The 17,612-nt window shown below is 68.4% G+C and carries 4 protein-coding genes; all 4 read right to left on the bottom strand.

The genetic code is table 11. The features are described from left to right. Window positions 1-25: 25 nt before the first annotated feature. Genes ACWD1Z_RS20110 through ACWD1Z_RS20095 form a run of 4 tightly spaced genes read right to left on the bottom strand, consistent with a single transcriptional unit; the run spans window position 26 to window position 17,551 of the window. Window positions 26-2,338 (bottom strand): UvrD-helicase domain-containing protein, encoded by a 2,313-nt coding sequence (locus ACWD1Z_RS20110; protein ID WP_451120357.1) that lies wholly within the window; start codon window positions 2,336-2,338, stop codon window positions 26-28. After that, window positions 2,335-9,078: a DEAD/DEAH box helicase gene (locus tag ACWD1Z_RS20105; RefSeq protein WP_451120355.1), complete on the bottom strand. Its 6,744-nt coding sequence runs from the start codon at window positions 9,076-9,078 to the stop codon at window positions 2,335-2,337. Before ACWD1Z_RS20105 ends, ACWD1Z_RS20110 begins: the two co-directional genes overlap by 4 nt. Next, entirely contained in the window at window positions 9,075-14,561 is a 5,487-nt protein-coding gene (locus tag ACWD1Z_RS20100) for a hypothetical protein (protein ID WP_451120353.1), read from the bottom strand. The genes ACWD1Z_RS20105 and ACWD1Z_RS20100 overlap by 4 nt, the downstream gene beginning before the upstream one ends. Continuing rightward, entirely contained in the window at window positions 14,558-17,551 is a 2,994-nt protein-coding gene (locus ACWD1Z_RS20095; RefSeq protein ID WP_451120351.1) for an SNF2-related protein, read from the bottom strand. Before ACWD1Z_RS20095 ends, ACWD1Z_RS20100 begins: the two co-directional genes overlap by 4 nt. Window positions 17,552-17,612 lie beyond the last annotated feature (61 nt).

Genomic DNA, 17,612 nt, shown 5'->3' with positions numbered 1-17,612 from the left:
CCGGCCCAAGCGCGTCACCGGCCCCTCACATCGGCAGGAAGGGGCTGGGCTTGTCGTGCCAGCTGATGTTGAGGGCGTCTCGGGCGCGGGTGGCAGCGACGAACAGTAGAGAGCGGGCCTTGCGCTGTTCGCGCTCGTAGCGGGGTGGGTCCTCGGTGCGGTAGCGCTCGATGGCACTGGTGCGCGGGATGATGCCGTCGCTGGCGCCGACGATGGCGAGGCGCTGGTATTCCAGGCCCTTGAAGCGGTGCATGGTTCCCACGTGGATCTCACCGTCACCCTTGGGGCCTTCCTTGGTGAGCTCGGCGCAGGTGATGCCTCCCTTCGTCTCCAGGTAGTACATGGTCTGGCTGACCATGTCGCGGTCGGCGACGCACACGGCGATCCGGCCGCTGGGGTCGAGAGGCGCTCCGTTCTCGTCGGTTGACAGCTCTGCACGCCAGGCCGTCAAGGTGGCCGCGAGGCCGGCGAGTTCGTCCTCCCAGGTCGCATACGGAACGAAGCCCGGCTTCGGGCCGTGGAGCACGGAACGGTATCCAGCGAGGTTGTCGGTGCCGTCGTCGAGATCGTCGTAGGTGATCTTCCCGCTGTTCTCCTTGGGCTCCACAATGCGGAGGGCCTCGGTGAGGATCTCCTTGGTCGTGCGGTAGCTGAGGGTCAGGCGGGAGGCTCGGCCGCGGATGTTGATGCCGAGGGCGCCGAGGGCGACTTGGTGGTCGTAGATGCGCTGGTGGGTGTCGCCAGCGATGAACAGGTCGTTGGCCAGGTCGGGGTCGGCCATGGCGCGCAGCATCTTCCAGTGCGCGGGGCGCAGGTCCTGGGCCTCGTCGACGACGATGTGCCGGTAGCGGTAACCGAGGTAGCGCATGCCGGAGCTGTTGTCGCGGTGGATGAGGTCCTTGCCGCCGATCTCTTCTTTGTACTCGCGGCGGGCCCTGATCTTCGCGGCACGCTCGATCTCGTGTCGGGCGGCGCGCTCGGCGGCCTGGCCCCAGGTTTCTACGCCCAGCTTGTCGAGGCGGGCGGTGAACTGCTCGATGAGCTTCCAGACGTGGTTGCGCTCGGGGCGGGTCAGCGCCCGGCCGCGACCGGCCCGGCGGGCGTTGAAGTAGTCGGAGCGGGTGGCGACGGCCTGGCCGAGGATGACCTGTTCCCACTCCTCCAGGAGGAACTCCGGCTCGAAGCGCCGGTCGTCGAGTTCGGCGAGCAGTTGGCGCATCTCGTTGAGGGCCACGTGGTCGTACACGCGCTGCTTGCCGCGGCCGGGGGCGGTGTTCTCGCCGAGGACGCGCGCGGCGAGCTGGTCGATGTGGGCGATGTCGACGCGGGCCAGGAGCTCGGGTTCGATCAGGGATGCGAGCCTGAGCCGTAGGTCGGTGGTGAGGTTTTTAGTGAAGGTGGTCAGCAGGATCGGCTTGCTGTGGCCGGGAGGCAGCTGCTCGGCGAGGTGCTTGACGCGGTGCAGGGCGACGATGGTCTTGCCGGTGCCGGGGCCGCCGGATACCCGGGCGGGGCCTTTGTAGTGGCGGTGGACCAGGCGTTCCTGGGTCGGGTGGAGGAAGACCTTCCAGGCGCGGAAGTCGCCTTCTTCGATGGCGTCACGTACATCGTCGTCGACCGTGGTCACCTTCGTGCGCGACAGGGCGGCGGCAAAGTCGTCGAGGTCGGGGCGCTCGTCGAGCTCGACGGGGGCGGTGATCTCGCGGCGTACGTCGTCGATGTCCATGCCCGCGGCGAGGCCGTACAGGACGTCCTTCGACAGCAGCGGGGCACCCTCCAGGAGCTGGTCGAGCTCCTCGCTGGTGGTCACGATCAGCGCCAGCTCGATGAGCTGGTCCGCGACGCCGAGCTCGCGCAGCTGTCCGGCGTCGTACGCGGACAGCAGGGCCGGTGCCGCGGGTACCGGCTCGGGGGCAGGCTCCACGGCCTGCGGCTTCGTCTCAGGCTCGGGCTCCGCCGGGGTCAGCGTGATGCCGGCCCTGCGCAGAGCACTCTGACCGACGACCGACAGGTCGACGAACTCGATCTCACCGGTGACACGGTTGACGGCGACCTGGAGCTCTTCGTAGACGTCCTTGCGGTGACGGACGGCGATGAGCAGCCAGCTCTCGATACCGTCCGCGTCGACGCCGGTGGGGGTCAGGAGAGCACGGTAGTCCTTGCTGACGCGGGCGGACCAGATGCGTGAGTCGCCCTTGAGCTGCTTCTTGCGCAGGCCCGGCAGCTCGGGGTTGTCCCGGAAGTGATGGCAGAAGTTGTAGAAGTCCGACTTCACCGAGCGGTCGAGCTTGTACAGCTCCTGTTCGGCCTTGCGGTACAGGCGGAGCCGGGCGGTCATCGGGAGGTGCCTTCTTCCGTATCGGGGAGCTGGGCGATCAGCTCGTCGAGGTGGTCGAGCCATGCGGCCGCGGTCCGTACGGTCCAGCCGTCCGCGGCGTAGGCGGCGTCGCGCCGGTGTGCCTCGTCGTCGTCCTCGCTCGCGGGAGCGGGGACCACGGCGATCTTCACGCCGGAGATGTGCCATGCGAAGTCGGCCGGCCAGCGGCTGGTGCTGCCCAGTTCGTAGCCGAAGACGGGCGCCCGCTTGCCCCGGTCGGCGAGCAGCTCGGCGAGGCGGAGCAGGTCGGGCGCCTCTACGGGCTCCTCGCGCAGGATCTCCAGAATCTCCTCGTCCCAGGCCGCGTCACGCAGGAGCCGGGCGACGGCCTGCTCGGCCGCCGAGTCCTCGTCCGGGCTCGGGTCTGCCGGCTTGACCGTGACGGCTGGTCCGCCGATGAGCGAGTCGAGCTCACCGAGTCCGCCGCAGACGGCAAGGACCTCGACCTCGAATTCGGCGGCTTTGCTGGTGGCGAGCTGCACACCGTCGCCACCAGCCAACGAGAGGAACTGGGTGAGGTTGCTCCAGTACAGCCAGGACCGCCAGCGTTCCTTGTGCTCGTCGGTGTCCAGTACGGCGTCGCTGTCGTCGAGGACGGTGAGCGCGGTCCACTTCAGGTTCTCAGGGTCGGCACCGTCCACCGCGAACACGATCGGCAGACCGGTGTCGTCCTGGGAGCGGAAGACATGCACGGGTCCGATGCCGGCGGCGTCCGGGACGACCGGCTGATCGTGGCGGTCGGCGGTGGAGAGCGTGGCTAGCTGGCTGCGCAGGGCGGCGACGAGTTCACTGCGCCGTCCGGTCGCGGCGACCGGGGCCGTGCCGGGCTGGGCCGTCAGCCCGGTGACGAGCGCGCGGGCCCGGCGGGTCCAGCGCTCGGGGTCCGGGTCGCGCAGGTAGGCGATCAGCGTGTCGATGGGGTTGGTGAAGACGGCTCCGGCGAAGTGGGCGCGCTGGCCGCCGTACTGTTCGTACGCCGTCTTGGCGCCCTCCTGCGCGGTGCCTCGATAAGGCGGCCAGACGGGCTTCGTGCGGGTGGGCCGGTTCTCGAACAGGTCGATGTCGGCCCAGGTGACCTGGAAGACGATCTCACCGTCGGCGCGCAGGCGGGTGCGCTTGGCCGCGTCGGCGGCGATCTGGTTGTGGTCGCGGCTGGCGTGGAAGCGGAAACCTTCGAGGTAGACCTTGACGCTCTGGGCCGGTCCGTCGACGCGGGTGAAGGTGAAGTCGCTGACAGTGCCCCGGAGTTGCTGCTGGGCGGTGAGCCGCCAGTGCACCACACTGGAGCCGCTGGATTCGCCGGCACTACTGGTGAAGCGGAGGTGGCCGCTGGCGTGGCCGTCCTCGTCCAGGGAGGCGTCGTCGGTGACCTTCACCCAGTCGCGCAGGGCGGCCAGGAAGCGGGCCTCCAGGTCGGACTCCACCTGGGCGTCCAGGCCGACGAGCCCGGTGTGCTCGACGTCGTCGATCTCCCAGCCGTTCTCGCCGTCCTTCGTGAACAGCAGGGACTCCAACATGGTCAGCGCGGACTGGCGCGAGACGATGTCCTGGAAGGGTTCCGGCGTGTAGCGGTGCAGGCAGCGGTGGCAAGCGCGGCGCTGTTCCTCGGCGCACGGGCAGTCCTTCAGCGTCTCGTACGCCGCCAGGAGGGTGTCGCGGAACGCGTCCCGGTCGGTGAGCCGGTCCAAGTAGCCGGTGCCGCCGGGCAGGGAGTCGAAGAGCACCAGGAACCAGCGTCGCTCCCCGCTGCCGGTGTCCGGCATGGAGGCGACCGTGGTGGCCAGGTGCTGCGGGTCGCCCCCGAAGTGCAGGTCCACGCCGAGCCGCAGTGCGGCCCGGAAGGAGTGCACCTTGGCGTCGACGTCCGCGGTGGCGGCCGGGATCAGCACACGCAGTGCCTCGGTCTGCAACTGGTGGGCGAGCAGCACCGGCTCCTCGCGGGCGCCAGTCTTCTTGCCGCGGCGCAGTGGGCACCACGGGCGGTGGTGCTTGAGGCGACCACTGCGGGCGGCGAGGGAGTCCAGTTCGTCGGTGTCGTGGTCGAAGACGGGCTGTCCGTCGGCGCTGGCCGCGCCGCACGCCGTGCACACATGGAACGGGTTGAGCCGCACCAGGTGTCCGGCGAAGTCGTCACGGGACTGGGCGTCGTAGCGGACCGGCCCGACGTTGATCCGCCGGATCATGGCGCGGCGGCAGTAGTCGACCCCGAACGTCTGGTGCTTGTGCCGCCACGAGCCGGGCTCGATGTCGGTCTCCGGGATGTCCACCGCGTCCACGACGGCGTAGGAACGGCGGTCGCGGTCGTCCTTGTCGTCGCGGATCCGGGCGTCCTCTCGCTTGTCGCGCGAGGTGACGGTGGCGGGTTCGACGATCTGGAACAGGCACGAGCCGTCGTCGGCAATGTGCGCTGTCTTGCATCGCGGGCACGGCGAGCGGTCCTCGGCGGCGTTCTCGGTACGGACGTAGCCGCAGCCGGGGCACACCCGCCAGGTACGCCACTCCTGCTTACCACCCGTAGCGATCTCCAGGCCGCTGATCTGGTGCTTGTAGCCGTTGACGTAGAAGGTGTTACCGGGTGCCAGTTCCTCCAGCGCGATACGCCGGGGCCGCTCATAGGCGTAGGTGTCAGAGGTGTACTTCGTCTTCTTCGTCTCGGGGTCTACGCCGTCCTCGCCGTACAGGGTCGCCGACAGGACGGTCGTGGAGTCGATCAGCGCGTAGTTCGGCAGCAGCCCCAGGTCGCACAGCGCGGTCTGCGCCGGGGTCTCGCCCAGGTTCATCAGACGCCGCCCGACACCGCGCCGTTCGGCGTCGAGTTCGGCCTTCTGCCGTGCCTGGTCCGGGTCGGAGTCGTGCAGCTCGTCGTGGGCCTCGTCGATTTCCTTCAGCCGGGCCCGCAGGGCGCGTTCGCCCCGGAACCACTCCCGTTCGGCCTCCTCGACCTTGCCGCGCAGTTCGTGCGTGGCATACCTGATCAGGTCCTCCTTGGCCTGGTCGCTGACACCGGTGGGGAACAACTCCAGGAATTGCTTGGCGAGTTCTTCACCCTGGGCGATGGCCAGTTCCACCAGGTCGACGAGATACCCCGACGGGCCGAACAGGCGCGGCGCCTTGTGCGGCAGGGCCCGCAGCACGATCCCGTCCGCGCGCACCAGCCGCCCGGCGGCGGCATGGTCGAGCAGATGGGCCAGGTACTGACGGCGCAGGATCTCGATGGCCGACAAGTAGCAGCCTGGGGGCACGATCGTGCCCGCGATCAGGTCCTTAGGACGCTCCAGGAAGTACAGGTCCCGGCGCCTGCGGTCCGGGATGGTCAGCAGGAACGCGTTGCCCGTACGGCGTCCGGCTCGCCCGACCTGTTGGGCGTACGAGGCCGGGCGGCGCGGCAGCGCGGCCAGCACCACCGCCGACAGGTCACCGATGTCGATGCCCATCTCCAGCGTCGGCGTGCAGGACAGCACGTTGGGGTCCTTGAATCCCTCACGCCGTTTGAAGGCCTGCTCGACCTGTTCGCGCTGCGGGCGGGTGAGCATGCCGGTGTGCTCGGCGGTGACCACCTGATAGGTACCGGCCCCGCGGTAGAGGCTCCGGTAGTAGTCGCGGGTGTAGTCCCGGTCGCGGTGGTGGACTCCGAGTCCCTCGGGCCGGTCGCCGGCGACCAGACGGCCCCGGCGGCAGCGGTACGAGGGACAGGGTTGCTCGTGCCACTGGTCGAGCAGCGACGGATGCACCGTCTGCTCCCAGAAGCACACCGGGCAGCGCACATAGGCGTGCCGCACCTGTTCGTCGTCCAGCAGCCGGGCCTCAATGTTGCCCGGCTTGAGCCCGTAGACCCGTAGAGATGTGTCCTGCGGGGTGCGTACCGACAGCAGTCCGACGGCGGCCAGTTCGGGCAGCAGCTTCGACCAGAACTCCGGTGCCAGCTCACGCGGTAGCTCCAGGCAGCGGCCGGCCCATCGCTCGTACCAGGAGAGCCGACCGGTCGCGAAGTCGAACTCACTGCCGTTCTTGGGCTGGTTGAGCAGGAACACGGGGGCCGCCACCCGCTTGGGGAACGCCTTCATCCCCGGCGCGCGCCCACCCCAGACGAAGTACCGGCTGGTACCCGCCTCGTCCATGTACTTGTTCAGCCACTTGTGCGCGACCGCCCCACGGGTCCGCAAGCGCTCCAGGAAGATCCGTACGAACGCCAAGTAGCGGGCGTCGTCTTGAGCGACCAACGGCACCCCGTCGCGCACGGACTCCTCATGGATCCGCCGGACCAGCGCCACTACGGCCGCCGTGTCGTCGATGCGCACCTGCGCTGCGGCGGTACGGGTCAGCTCCAGCGTACGGCCGTTGCGGGACCGGAACCCGAACTCCATCAGCGCCTCGAAGGCGAGCCGTTGCCCAATCAACCGCCACACCGGCATGCCACCACCACGCCCCTGACCGGACAGCAGCCGGTCAACTCCCTTGTAGACGTGCAGGTCGGGTGGCACGACGGCGGCAAGGGTGTCCTTGTCCGTGGTGGCCTCGACGACGTTCGCGATCAGATCGTTGAGCGCGGTCGGCTCGTCGTGGCTCAGGTGTTTGGCCAGCAGCGCGCGCAGCGAGAAGGTGTACGACCGGTTCGCCACGAACCCGGCCCGGTGCGCGGCGTCCTGCACCGAGTCGTTGAACATCAGCGTCTTGCTCTCGTGCAGCTCCTTATCGAGCTCCCCGCCCGTGAACAGCTGCGTGATCGACGCTGCGGCCATCGCCGCCGAGCCAGTACCCAGGAAGCGGATCGCGTTGCGCTCACCGCAGGCCGGGCACCAGTCCTCGCGGGCTGCGGTGTTGGCGACCGTACCGCCGAAGTGGACGAGCACGAAGGCCGAGTCGCGGGCCGTAAGGCGCGGCTCCTTGGTGTCCTTGTCGTAGTCGTTGAGGGGGTCTGGCAGCCGCAGCCGCTTACGCGCGCCGTCGAGCACCATGAGCAGCCCGCCGGCACCCTGCCCTGCCGAGGCACCGTTCGTACCCCTGCCCCCACCGGCCATGGGCGCCGCGCCGGACCCTTCCCGCGCCTCCCGCTCGGTCGCCGCGATCAGGTTCCGCACACGCGCCTTGTCCTGGCCGAGCGAGGCGCGCCGGATCTTGAAGGTGTCGAACTGAACGTCGTGGTCGTCGCTCTCCGGCGAGAACACCGCCCAGCCCGACCGCCCGCAATCACGGCAGTAAACGGCCGGCAGGAACAGGTTGGCGTTCTGCCCCGAGGTCGCCGTCGTCACGGGAGCCGGACGTCCGCTGTCACTCGCGCTCGCGTCGGCCAGCCCTGCGGCGTCCCAGCGGAACTCCGCCTTCGGCCACGGCAGTACGCCACGCAGCAGCCTCGACACCGACCGGGCCCACTGGTGCACCTCGACATGCACGAACGGCCGCGGCTCCCCCGGCGGCGACTTCGGATCCCGCGCGTACGACAACAACGCCACGAACCTGGCCAGCGCCTCGGCCGCCTTCTCCGGCTGCCGGGCCACTGCCTCCGCCCAACCAGCCGCACCGGCCCGCCACATGACGTCCAGCACCTCGGCGCTGTTCTTCACCTCACCGTCCAGCGCCTGCATCACGGCTCGGGTGAACAGGTGTCGCTTCAGGTTCTCGCCAAGGAGGAGCGGATCCTTGTCGCGGATGCCGGTCACGGACTCGATGAGGTCGAGCAGAGCCTCTTCGCCGGAGGCGGGATCGGGCAGCGCCAGCATCTCGTCCGGCGTGGGAAGCCCCTGCATCTTGACGTCAGTGAGCGGAACGAACTCCTCGACCGACAGCCGGTTCTCCCCAACGATGGACTCCGCCGTGAACTCGGTCCCGAACACGTCGGTGGCCACGTCGAGCAACCGCGCCATGCCGTCGTCGTCCGTCCCCGACGCGAGCGTCGCGGAAGTCGCCACCGGGCAAATGGACCCGAGAGGGCGCCCCTTCTCGGACGCCCCGACGGCGGAGGCGAGCCGCCGCAGCAACATGGCCACGTCGGTGCCTTGCGCACCGTCATAGGTGTGGAACTCGTCCACCACCACGTATCGGATGTCTGCCCCCTGCCACAGCGGGGCGTCGTCCTCCCGCTGCAGCAGCAGGTCCAGCATCTTGTAGTTGGTGATCAGGATGTCCGGCGGCGACAGCTGCATGTCGGATCGCCGGGTGCGTACCTTCTCGTACCGGGTCACGGCCCGGTCCCCGATGTACAGGCCCGCCCACAGCTTGCCGAGCCCGGCCTCTTTCTGCGTGAGCAGGTCGTTTATGCGCTGCGCCTGGTCGGTGGCGAGCGCGTTCATCGGGTACAGGAAGACCGCCTTGACCCCGGTCTTCCCGGCCTCGCGCTCCCGGCGGCAGTGGTCGAGTACCGGGTAGAGGAAGGACTCCGTCTTGCCCGAGCCCGTGCCGGTGGTGACCAGGGTCGGCTGCGGGGTGTGCCCGTTGGCGGAGGTCAACCGGGCGAAGGCGAGGGCCTGGTGGGCGTACGGCGTGAATCCCTCGCGCTGCCATTCGAGGTGTTCACGCCAGTTGTCGTCGGCCGTGGTGAAGGGCGTACGGATGCGGAGGTACGGGCCCCGGAACATCCCCGACGTCTCGTCCCCGAGGAACCGATGCAGAGCTTCTCGGGCGCCCTCGTCGGTGAGTGCGTACGTCGTCGACAGGTACTGCAGCAGGCTCTCCTTGAGCCCGCGCGCCTGGAGAGTGGGCCTCACGGGTTCGGTACCTCCTGCTTCACCGGGTCCCACTTGCCGTCGGCGACTGCTTTGTCGAGCCGCCGCTTGAAGTAGGTGTGCGCCTCACGCATCTCTTGCTCGCGGTCCGCCCTGTGGAAGGGGAGGGTGTAGCCGTCGGGGACGGGGGCGGTGTCCGGGGCGGCCTGGTACGCCTCGAACTGCTTCCAGGTCTCCTTCGTCTGACGCTGGCCGATCGTGCGGGCGTTACCTGCGAGCTTCCATCCGTTGGCGTCGAACCAAGTGACGGCTTCGTACTTCTGGAGCACGGGGAAGCGGCCTCGGTACGCGGCGATGAGGGCGTCGGCGTCCATGCCCAGCCATACGGCTACGAGGGCGTCGATCTCGACCAGGGCGGAGCGGCGGGCGCGTTCGGTACGGAGAGGGGTGTCGGGGGTCCAGTCAGGGGCTACGTCGTTGAGGGGCGGGAGGCCTGGCCAGGTGCAGGCCCAGGGTTCCTGGGTGGGCCAGGTGGAGTCGTGAAGGTCTCGCCAGAGGTCAGCGTAGGCGCGGGTTAGGCAGTTGAGGCGGAGGGTGCGGAGGAGGAGCGCGGGGGCCAAGGGGTGATCGGGAGTGGGGGCGGGCATGGCTTTGGCGCCCTTGACCTGCAGGTCGGCTCGGCCCGTTGCACGGAGGAAATAGTCAAGCGGCAGCGCGGCCCAGAACCCAGCCACAAGCGCGGTGAGGCGGGGAAAGGGCATCGCCAGGCTGTGTACGGCGTGAATGTGCGCTGTGCCCGGCGGCACCAGGGCCGCGTACAAGGCACGCTCGGTGTTAGGAGCGATCTGGCGACGCCACGCAAGTCGAGGAAAGACGGCGTAACGCCGCCGAGCCCGCTCCTCCAGCCCAGCGTCGATCTGCTCGCCCGTCACCTGCGCTTCGGAAATGCCGAGATCGTGCGCGATCTTGCGCCGAGTGCGAGCGATCTCCTTCTTACTCCCCTTCAGCCACGTGAGAGCCCCGTGGTCAATCCACCGGTCCTGCTCGCGCAAGTACGCCTGGTTCCTCCCCGGTACTCGGACGTACTCCGTGTCGGGCACGAAGTCCGCCGGAAGCGCAACAAGATCTGCACCGTACGGATCATTGCTGTTGGCATCGTGCCGCTTGAACACCGGCGTGGCGACGCTGATCTGGGTGCCCTTGAGAATGACCCGGCGCCACCGATCCGGCTGGTACTCCTGCCCCGTGTTGGGGTCAGGCCTGTTGTAGTCGATCAGGTTGTCCCTCTTGGCGCCACTCTCCTCGTAACCACGTGTGACCTGCGGCCCCAACGGCCCAAGCCGCATCGGATATCCCGCCAATGCCTCAATCGCCGCCGCCTCCGCCGTGGTCACCGGAAACAGCAGCCGCGCCTGTTCGACGGGCTGGTCGGCCTCGCCCAACAACTGCTGCCAAACCGCCAGTTGCCCAGTGTCCACCCGCACAACCCGCGTCAGATGCGGCCGCTCATCGAACTCCCCGTTGCGATAACGAATCCCCGGCACTTCACCGGACCCGTCGTCCTTACCGGAGTTTCGCAGGGCATCCGCCGAAACCAGCCAGGACAGGTGATCGAAGCCGATCTCCCCCGGCCGCCCGTAGACATGCACGCCGAAGTGGGCAGTGTCGCCCACCGGCCGCGGAAAGAAACGCTGCCCGGAGTTGACGAAGTCTCCGTGAATCCGAAGTCGCCGATACGTCGCCTCCCGCAACGCCCCTTCCTTGTCCCCCGTGAAGTGCGTATCCGGATGCACCATCCCAGCCGTGCCGTCGGCCGACATATGCGCCCACACCTGCGACATGAACGCCCGATACAGATCCGGCTGCGTCCCCGTCAGCAAGGGATACATCTGCGGCGACCCGAACACGGCAACCTGAGCACTGGTGTTGGTCAGCTCGCCCAGCACATACCGCCGAGCGCCCTCCTTCCCGAGCACCTCAATCCGCCGACGCTCCTTGTCCGCCGTAGAAGCCTTCGCCTCCAGCTCGAACCACGGCTCATGCTCCGCGAGCACCGCCGATTCGTTCCACCGCGGCCGCACCCAAGGAGGATTCCCCACCTGAAGGTCGAAGCCCCCGCCCCGAGCGAACACGAGGGCGAACTCCAACTCCCAGTGCAGAAACCCTTGTTCCTTCGCGATGTCCCGCACCGTCCGCAACCACGGAAACCGATCCTCCGGGTTGCCGACATCCATGCCCATGAACCGAGGCAGCGTCTCCTCAAAACCCTTCAGCGCCTCAAGGCTCGTGAAGCTGTCGAGCAGCGTCCCCTCGGGCACATCCGCCGTACCCAGCATCGCTTCCAGGAACTCGATCCAGTCGTCGAGACCCCTCAGCGGCACGACCAGCCGACGTTCCGGCGCGTTCGTGCCCGCTTTGAAGGTGCCCGGCTTGGACCTCGATGCCCCGACCCGCTTCAGCTCGACGACCCCTTCGTCGTCCGCGCTCAGCTCGAGGTCTTCGAAACTGGTCTGCTCGGGCCCCATCGCGAACAACGCCGTAGCCTCGACGAATCGCGGTTCCACAGCCGCGGGAACGGCCTCAGCCCGCTCCCCCGTCAACGGCACCCCGCCGAGCACCTCGCTCAGCCCCTCCGCGTCACCGATGTCAGCCGCATCGGCCCCCACCGCGTACTCACCATCGGCCCCGTTCAGCAGCCCGGCCTTCTCCACCGGCCAGAACCACAGCGCACACCACGCGTCCATGACGGTCTTCAGCCGCCAGTACGGCGTATCGACGGCGTTGAAGAGGTCCTCCAGCACCTTCTCCTTCGGCACCGCCTGCTTAGGACGTTGCAGGAAGGCGTACTCGGGATCGGCCGGGTCGGCCTGCCATACGTCGATCCGACGAGCGATCTCCTTCTCGGACAGCTCCATGCGCTTGACGACGGCAGACCACAGGAACTCGACCCGCCGGGCGGCATCCCGCAACTTCGTGAACTGCGAGGACGCCTCCGCCCTGGGCTTCCCGGTCTTGCTGTCGATCTTGCGGCTGCCGTCCTTGTTGAGGTGCGCGGTGCTGCGCTTGGGGCGTTGGAGAATCCCCTTCTTCCAAGCGGCGAGCTGCTCGACGCCCGTCTTCGCGAGTTCCTTGGCCTCCTTGGACCCGGCGACCGCCGCCCACCCCGGACACGGCAGCAGGAAGTGGTGAACGGCGTCCTCCGGCAGCGGCTGAGCCTCGCCGTCCTTGAGGAAGGGCAGCGGCGTAGGAGCGAGCGCTCCCTTCGCCTTCAGCCACGCCTTCTCCGCGCCCGAGACGTCGTCACCCTCGTACACGGCCCGTCGCCCGCCGATGAGCGAGTTGCCGCGACGCAGGTGCAGGCCGAACCAGGGGGCTCGCATGCCGGGGTGCATGGTGTTGAGCCACAGCGACACCTCCGCCAGCTCGACACCCGTGGCGTTCAGGTCGACGCCGTACGCATTGTGCAGCGCGATGTACGCCTTGGCCTTCTGCTTCTCGGTGATCGCGTCGGCGGTCGGGATGGTGATGCCGAGTTCCTCCTGGCGGCGGCGGAGGTATTCGTCGGCGACCTGGTCGATGGCCTCGTTGAGAAACGCGCCTGAGCCGAGGGCCGGTTCGCAGATCTTGTACTTCAGCAGTTCTGCGGCCCGCGTCTTGATGACCTGGCCGTGCTCGTCCCGTTCCTGGTCGAGGCGATGCTTGAGGGTGAGCTCGACCGTGACCTGTCGCAAGGACTTGGGGGTGTAGTACGAGGCGGAGGTCTCCCGGTCGCGGCCGGCGAGCCGGTAGACGAAAGAGCCCTTCTCATACTTCTTCACGCCGCGCAGGCCCTTGCGGGCGTCCTGCTCGCCGTACTGGACGAGGGTCCTGTCAGGGTACTGATCCCGCTTGCGCGCGGGGATGAGCCAGGAGCCCTGTTCCGGGTCGCCGCCGCGGGCCACCTCGCACAGCTCCTCCTCGGCGATGATGCCGCTGTAGGACATCAACCCCTCGTAGACAGCGCCAAGTTGGTCGATCCCGAGGTTGCGGTACGAGATGAAGCCGCCTCGTTCTCCGCGCCTGCCCTTCTTCATGGTGAGCAGGCGCAGCACCTCGTGCAGGACCTCGTTACGCAGGCGCAGGTCGAGCCAGCGCGGCGCCTCATCCTCGTCGCTGCGCGGGTCGATGACTCCCCGGCCGATGAGGCGGATGGCGTCCGGTTCGAAGAGTTCGCTGCGCAGGGGCTCGAAGCGCAGGCCCCGGCCCTCGATACGGCGGGCCGCCTTGGCCTTGCGGGTCTCCTCGTCGTCACCGGGCAGGTCGTCGTCGGCTTCGGTGCCATATGCGCGATGGCCGTAGTTGACCTTGTTGAACAGGACGTCGAGGGATTCATAGAGGTGGAAGCCGTTCTTGGCCTCCTCCTCCACCAACTCCTCGTCGCGTTCGACTAGGTCGCGCAGCCGGGCCATGGAGTAGCCGGCCTCGTACGAGCCGTCGTCGGCGGGAAGGATGCCCAACTCGGGACGGGCCTCGGCGTACAGCAGGAACAGGATGCGGTAGAGGTAGCGCAGCGACTCTCGGGTGAGCTCCTTGGTGAAGGGAATCTTGGGGTCTTCGATGTCGGCCGGAGTGACGTCGTTGTCCGGCTCGGCCATCCGACGCAGGACCTCGTTGGCGATGAGCTCCACCGAGTGCTGCAGACCGTAGCGGAGTTCGCTGGAGACGCCGACCGCGTTGTCGCCGGAGGACTTGAGGAGGGCGTCGATCGCCCGGCTCTGGTCGTTCTCGCCGGGGCGGAGCATGTCCAGGCAGAACAGAGCTGCGATGGTGGCGAGTTCGCCCTGCTGGGTGCGGTCGTTGCGTTCCAGCGCGGCGTCGAGGTTGGCGGCGAGGTAGCGGCCCTCGTTCCAGGACCGGCGGTCGGCGAGGATGATCACGCCGCCGCACAGCAGCAGGACGAAGCGAGGGTGCGGGCCGCCCGCCTCGCCGAGTTCGCTCTGGAAGAGCCAGGAGGCCAACGCCGCCCCCGTCTCGTACGACTCGCCCGAACCGGCCCGGAAGGGTGTGAGCAGGCGTCCTGCACCGTCGGCATCCAGGGCCGCGTCGTTGTCGGCGGACCAGCCGCAGTCGAGGGCGATGACGCCGTGGCCGTGGTAGGCGACGGGCAGGGTGTGGTCGCGTCCGGCGCGGTGCACGGTGAGGTCGGCCGGCGCGGAGTCGTAACCAAGGCCCCGCAGAACCGTCTGGTGCCACTCGGCGAGCCGCTTGGCCCACTCCGGGTTGTTGTGCGTGTTGAGGCGGGCCTCGTCATCGGCGTCGGCCTGGGTGGTCTGGGCGAAGTATCCGCGCACCTCCTCGGCAAGGTAGGGCGTGCGCAGGGTGCGCAGCAGTTCACGCGCGGTCTTGCGCGGGTCGTTCTGGTCGCCCTCGCGCAGGGCCCAGGTGGCGAACAGGCCCTTCTTTAGGTCCGTACCGAGCTGATCGGCGAAGTAGTGCGCGGAGAAGTATTCGCCGCGGTTGGCGAAGGAGTCGAAGTCGGTGCTCATCCGTGGGTGCCTCCTTCGGCGGCGGTGTGCGGTTCGAGGACAGCCAGCAGGCGCAGCATGGGTTCGCCCGCCGTCTCCAGGGAGTTGACCAGCTTCAGCCGCCGCTGGGCCGTCCGGTCGAGCTCCGCCTCCTTCGGCCGTGCGCTGGCGAAGAGCGCTTCCTGCCGCCATTCGGCAACCCGCTCGCGGTAGGGAGCGAGGGTGCCTTCGATCTGCTTGCGGTACTCGGCTTCGAGAGCGGCGAGATGGTTTCGCGCCGCGTCGATCGCGTCGGGCACAAGTGCGCTGAGGGCGGGCAGGTCACGGGGAGTGGCGCGGCCGGGCATGCTCGGTCCGACGCCGTGGCATTCCAGCGCCTCCGCGGTCAACCTCTCGACGACGGGACTGCCGGGCAGGCCGGATACGGCCATCCACTCGACGACCGTAGGCTTGCCGAGTGCGTTGGAGTAGATGCCCTGCACCAGGTACGTCGGGCCGTCCACGGTGGCGGCGAGCACAGGTGCCTTGTGGCGGCCGATCTCGATCAGCACCTTGTCCGTGAGCCAGTCCAGGACGGGGTGGACGTCGGTGACGTACGAGACGTTGGGCCACTGCGACTCGGTGGTCTCCCGTGCCGCTTTCAGTCGGGTGCCGGCAAGATTCTTGGAGAAGGTGACGCGGATGCGTCCCGGTTCGTTCTTGCGCGGCAGGATCTGCTGCTCGTCCAGGTACGACTTGGGAAGCGCCTTGAGCCGGTACAGCAGGTCTTGCGGGGGTTCGAAGGCGATCGTGCCGTCGTCGTCGCGGCGCAGGGACAGCATGTCCTCGGGGTTGGGGCGGCAGACCTGCCGCAGCGCCTCCTCGAAGTAGTCGGCCGTGGACCGGAAGAGCTTCGGCACCACCGCACGGGCCACCTCGGGGTGTTCGTGCACCGCACCCACCTGGCCGAGCAGGCCAGCAAGGAAGGCGGCGCCGCCCTGCTGGGACTGCTTGATGGACTCCTCGACCGTGTGGCCGGCGATCAGGTCCTGGGTGAGGCGGCTCTCCTCCTCCTTGGCCCGGTAGAGACCGGTGACGGCCTCCGCCGACCCCTCGATCCGGTGCGCCTCCTCCTCACGCTTGAGGAGCTTCTCCCCCACCAGGCGGTCGTCCAAAGTGCGCGGCTGCGCAGTCTCCTCGTCGAGGCGCCACGGGATGTCGCTGGTCAGGACAAGGGCACGGAACTCGGGCCGGTGTTCCTGGCCGTAGCGGTCGATACGGCCGTTGCGCTGCTCAATGCGGATCAGGGACCAGGGAAGGTCGTAGTGGATCAGCAGATGGCACTGCTGGTGGAGGTTGACACCCTCGGAGGCGACATCGCCCGTGAACAAGATGCGCACCGGGTCGTCGCGCAGGCCGAACCTCTCGACGATGTCCTGCTGGTCCTGGTCCGTGGTGGCTTCGCCGTGCATGACTTGCACGGCTCCGCCGTAGCCCAGCCAGGGCTTCTTCTCGTCCGGGCTGGTGGCGAGCCGGAAGCCGAGTTGGGCCGGCACGGTCTCCGCCAGCCACTTCAAGGTGGGGATGCTCTCCGAGAACACCACGACCCGGGTGTCGGAGCCCGGTCCGATACCCATGGCGCGCAGTTCGTCGACCAGCGCCGCCAACTTGGCGGAGTCCTGGTCCTCGATCTGCTCGGCGACATCCCTCAGGTCGACGAGCGCGGCCCGCTCCGCTTTCCGCGCCGCTTCACGGACCGCAGGATCCTCGGTCCGGGTCTGCCGCTTGGTGCTGTTCGGCTTGTCGGGTGGGTTGTCGAGGTTCCCGATCCGGGTCTTGATCGTCTCCAGCAGGGCCTTGTGCGACGACAGGAACGATTTCAGCAGCCGGTACGGCACGAGCTGATGCCTGCTGGCCGACGGCGCCGACGGGTCGGCGGGGATCCAGCGCGTGGCCAGCTCCTTGAAGACCGCCAGTTCCTTGTCGGTGGCGGCGGCGTGGAGCGGCTTGGACGGGCCGCGGTCGGCCCACGCGCCCTTGAGTGACTCGCGGACCTCGGGCGAAGTCTTCGTACGCCGGATGTAGAGGTGGTCGAGGTTCTCCACCTTGTACTGGCGCGGATTGGCGATCGCCGCCTCGTCCAGCATCCTGACCAGCTCGGCAAACGACTCGGCGTCACCGTTGTGCGGCGTGGCCGAGGCCAGCACCAGGGCGTCGGTCCGGCGGGCCAGCAGACGGGCCAACGCGTTGTTCTTCGTGCCGCGGTTGACGAGGTTGTGGGATTCGTCGATGACGACGGCGTCCCAGTCGGTGTGCTCCAGGTGGTGCGCGTACACATCGCTCTTCAGCGTGTCCACGGAGATGATCACGCGCTTGAAGTACGCGAACGGATTACGGCCCGCCGGGATGTCCTGCTGAACCCGCTGAATGCCGGTCGAGTCGAGCCGCACCAACGGAATCCCGAACCGCGTCCACAACTCCCGCTGGAACTGCTCCAGGACATGCTGCGGCGTCACCACCAAAATCCGCTCACCGCGCCCACGCCGGATCAGCTCCGCCAGGAGCACGCCGATCTCCAGGGTCTTGCCGAGCCCCACCACGTCCGCGATCAGGATCCGCGGCTGCGGATTCTTCATGGAGAGCGCCAGCTCCGCCGGCCGCAGCTGGTGGACCTGCTGGTCCATGAGGAAGTTGTCCGCCAGCGCCAGTCCGTGCTCGGTCTGCGGCAGGAACGTCTTCCGCATGATCGCCTCAAGGAAGAGCCGCGAGCGGCGGTGGTTCGGCGAGTCGTCGGCGACCAGCTCGGTCTCGCGCGGATCCAGCTCCTGGACGGCGTCGAGCCGGTCGTAGAACGTGGCGTCCATGCCGCGGACGAACGACGAGATGCCGGTGACCTCGATCATCCAGCCGTCACGAGTCCACGTGCAGTGGCGCACGAGCCACAGCTCGTCGCGGATCAGGACCTGCGCTCCCGGCGCGTACCCGGACGAGCCCAGCGGCCGCGTTCCTTCCGCGGACTCGTCAGACTCCACCGCATCGCTCCGACCGCTCACAGCCCCCGCCTCGACGCCCACGCTCGCTCCGATCCCTCAA

The sequence above is a fragment of the Streptomyces sp. NPDC002784 genome (assembly GCF_053592135.1).
Note: the sequence above shows the minus strand (reverse complement) of the source record. Positions and strands in the feature narration are given on the sequence as shown.

Coding starts and splice junctions, on each gene's coding strand:
- ACWD1Z_RS20110 (WP_451120357.1), bottom strand. CDS start 2,338: ATGACCGCCCGGCTCCGCCTGTACCGCAAGGCCGAACAGGAGCTGTAC.
- ACWD1Z_RS20100 (WP_451120353.1), bottom strand. CDS start 14,561: ATGAGCACCGACTTCGACTCCTTCGCCAACCGCGGCGAATACTTCTCC.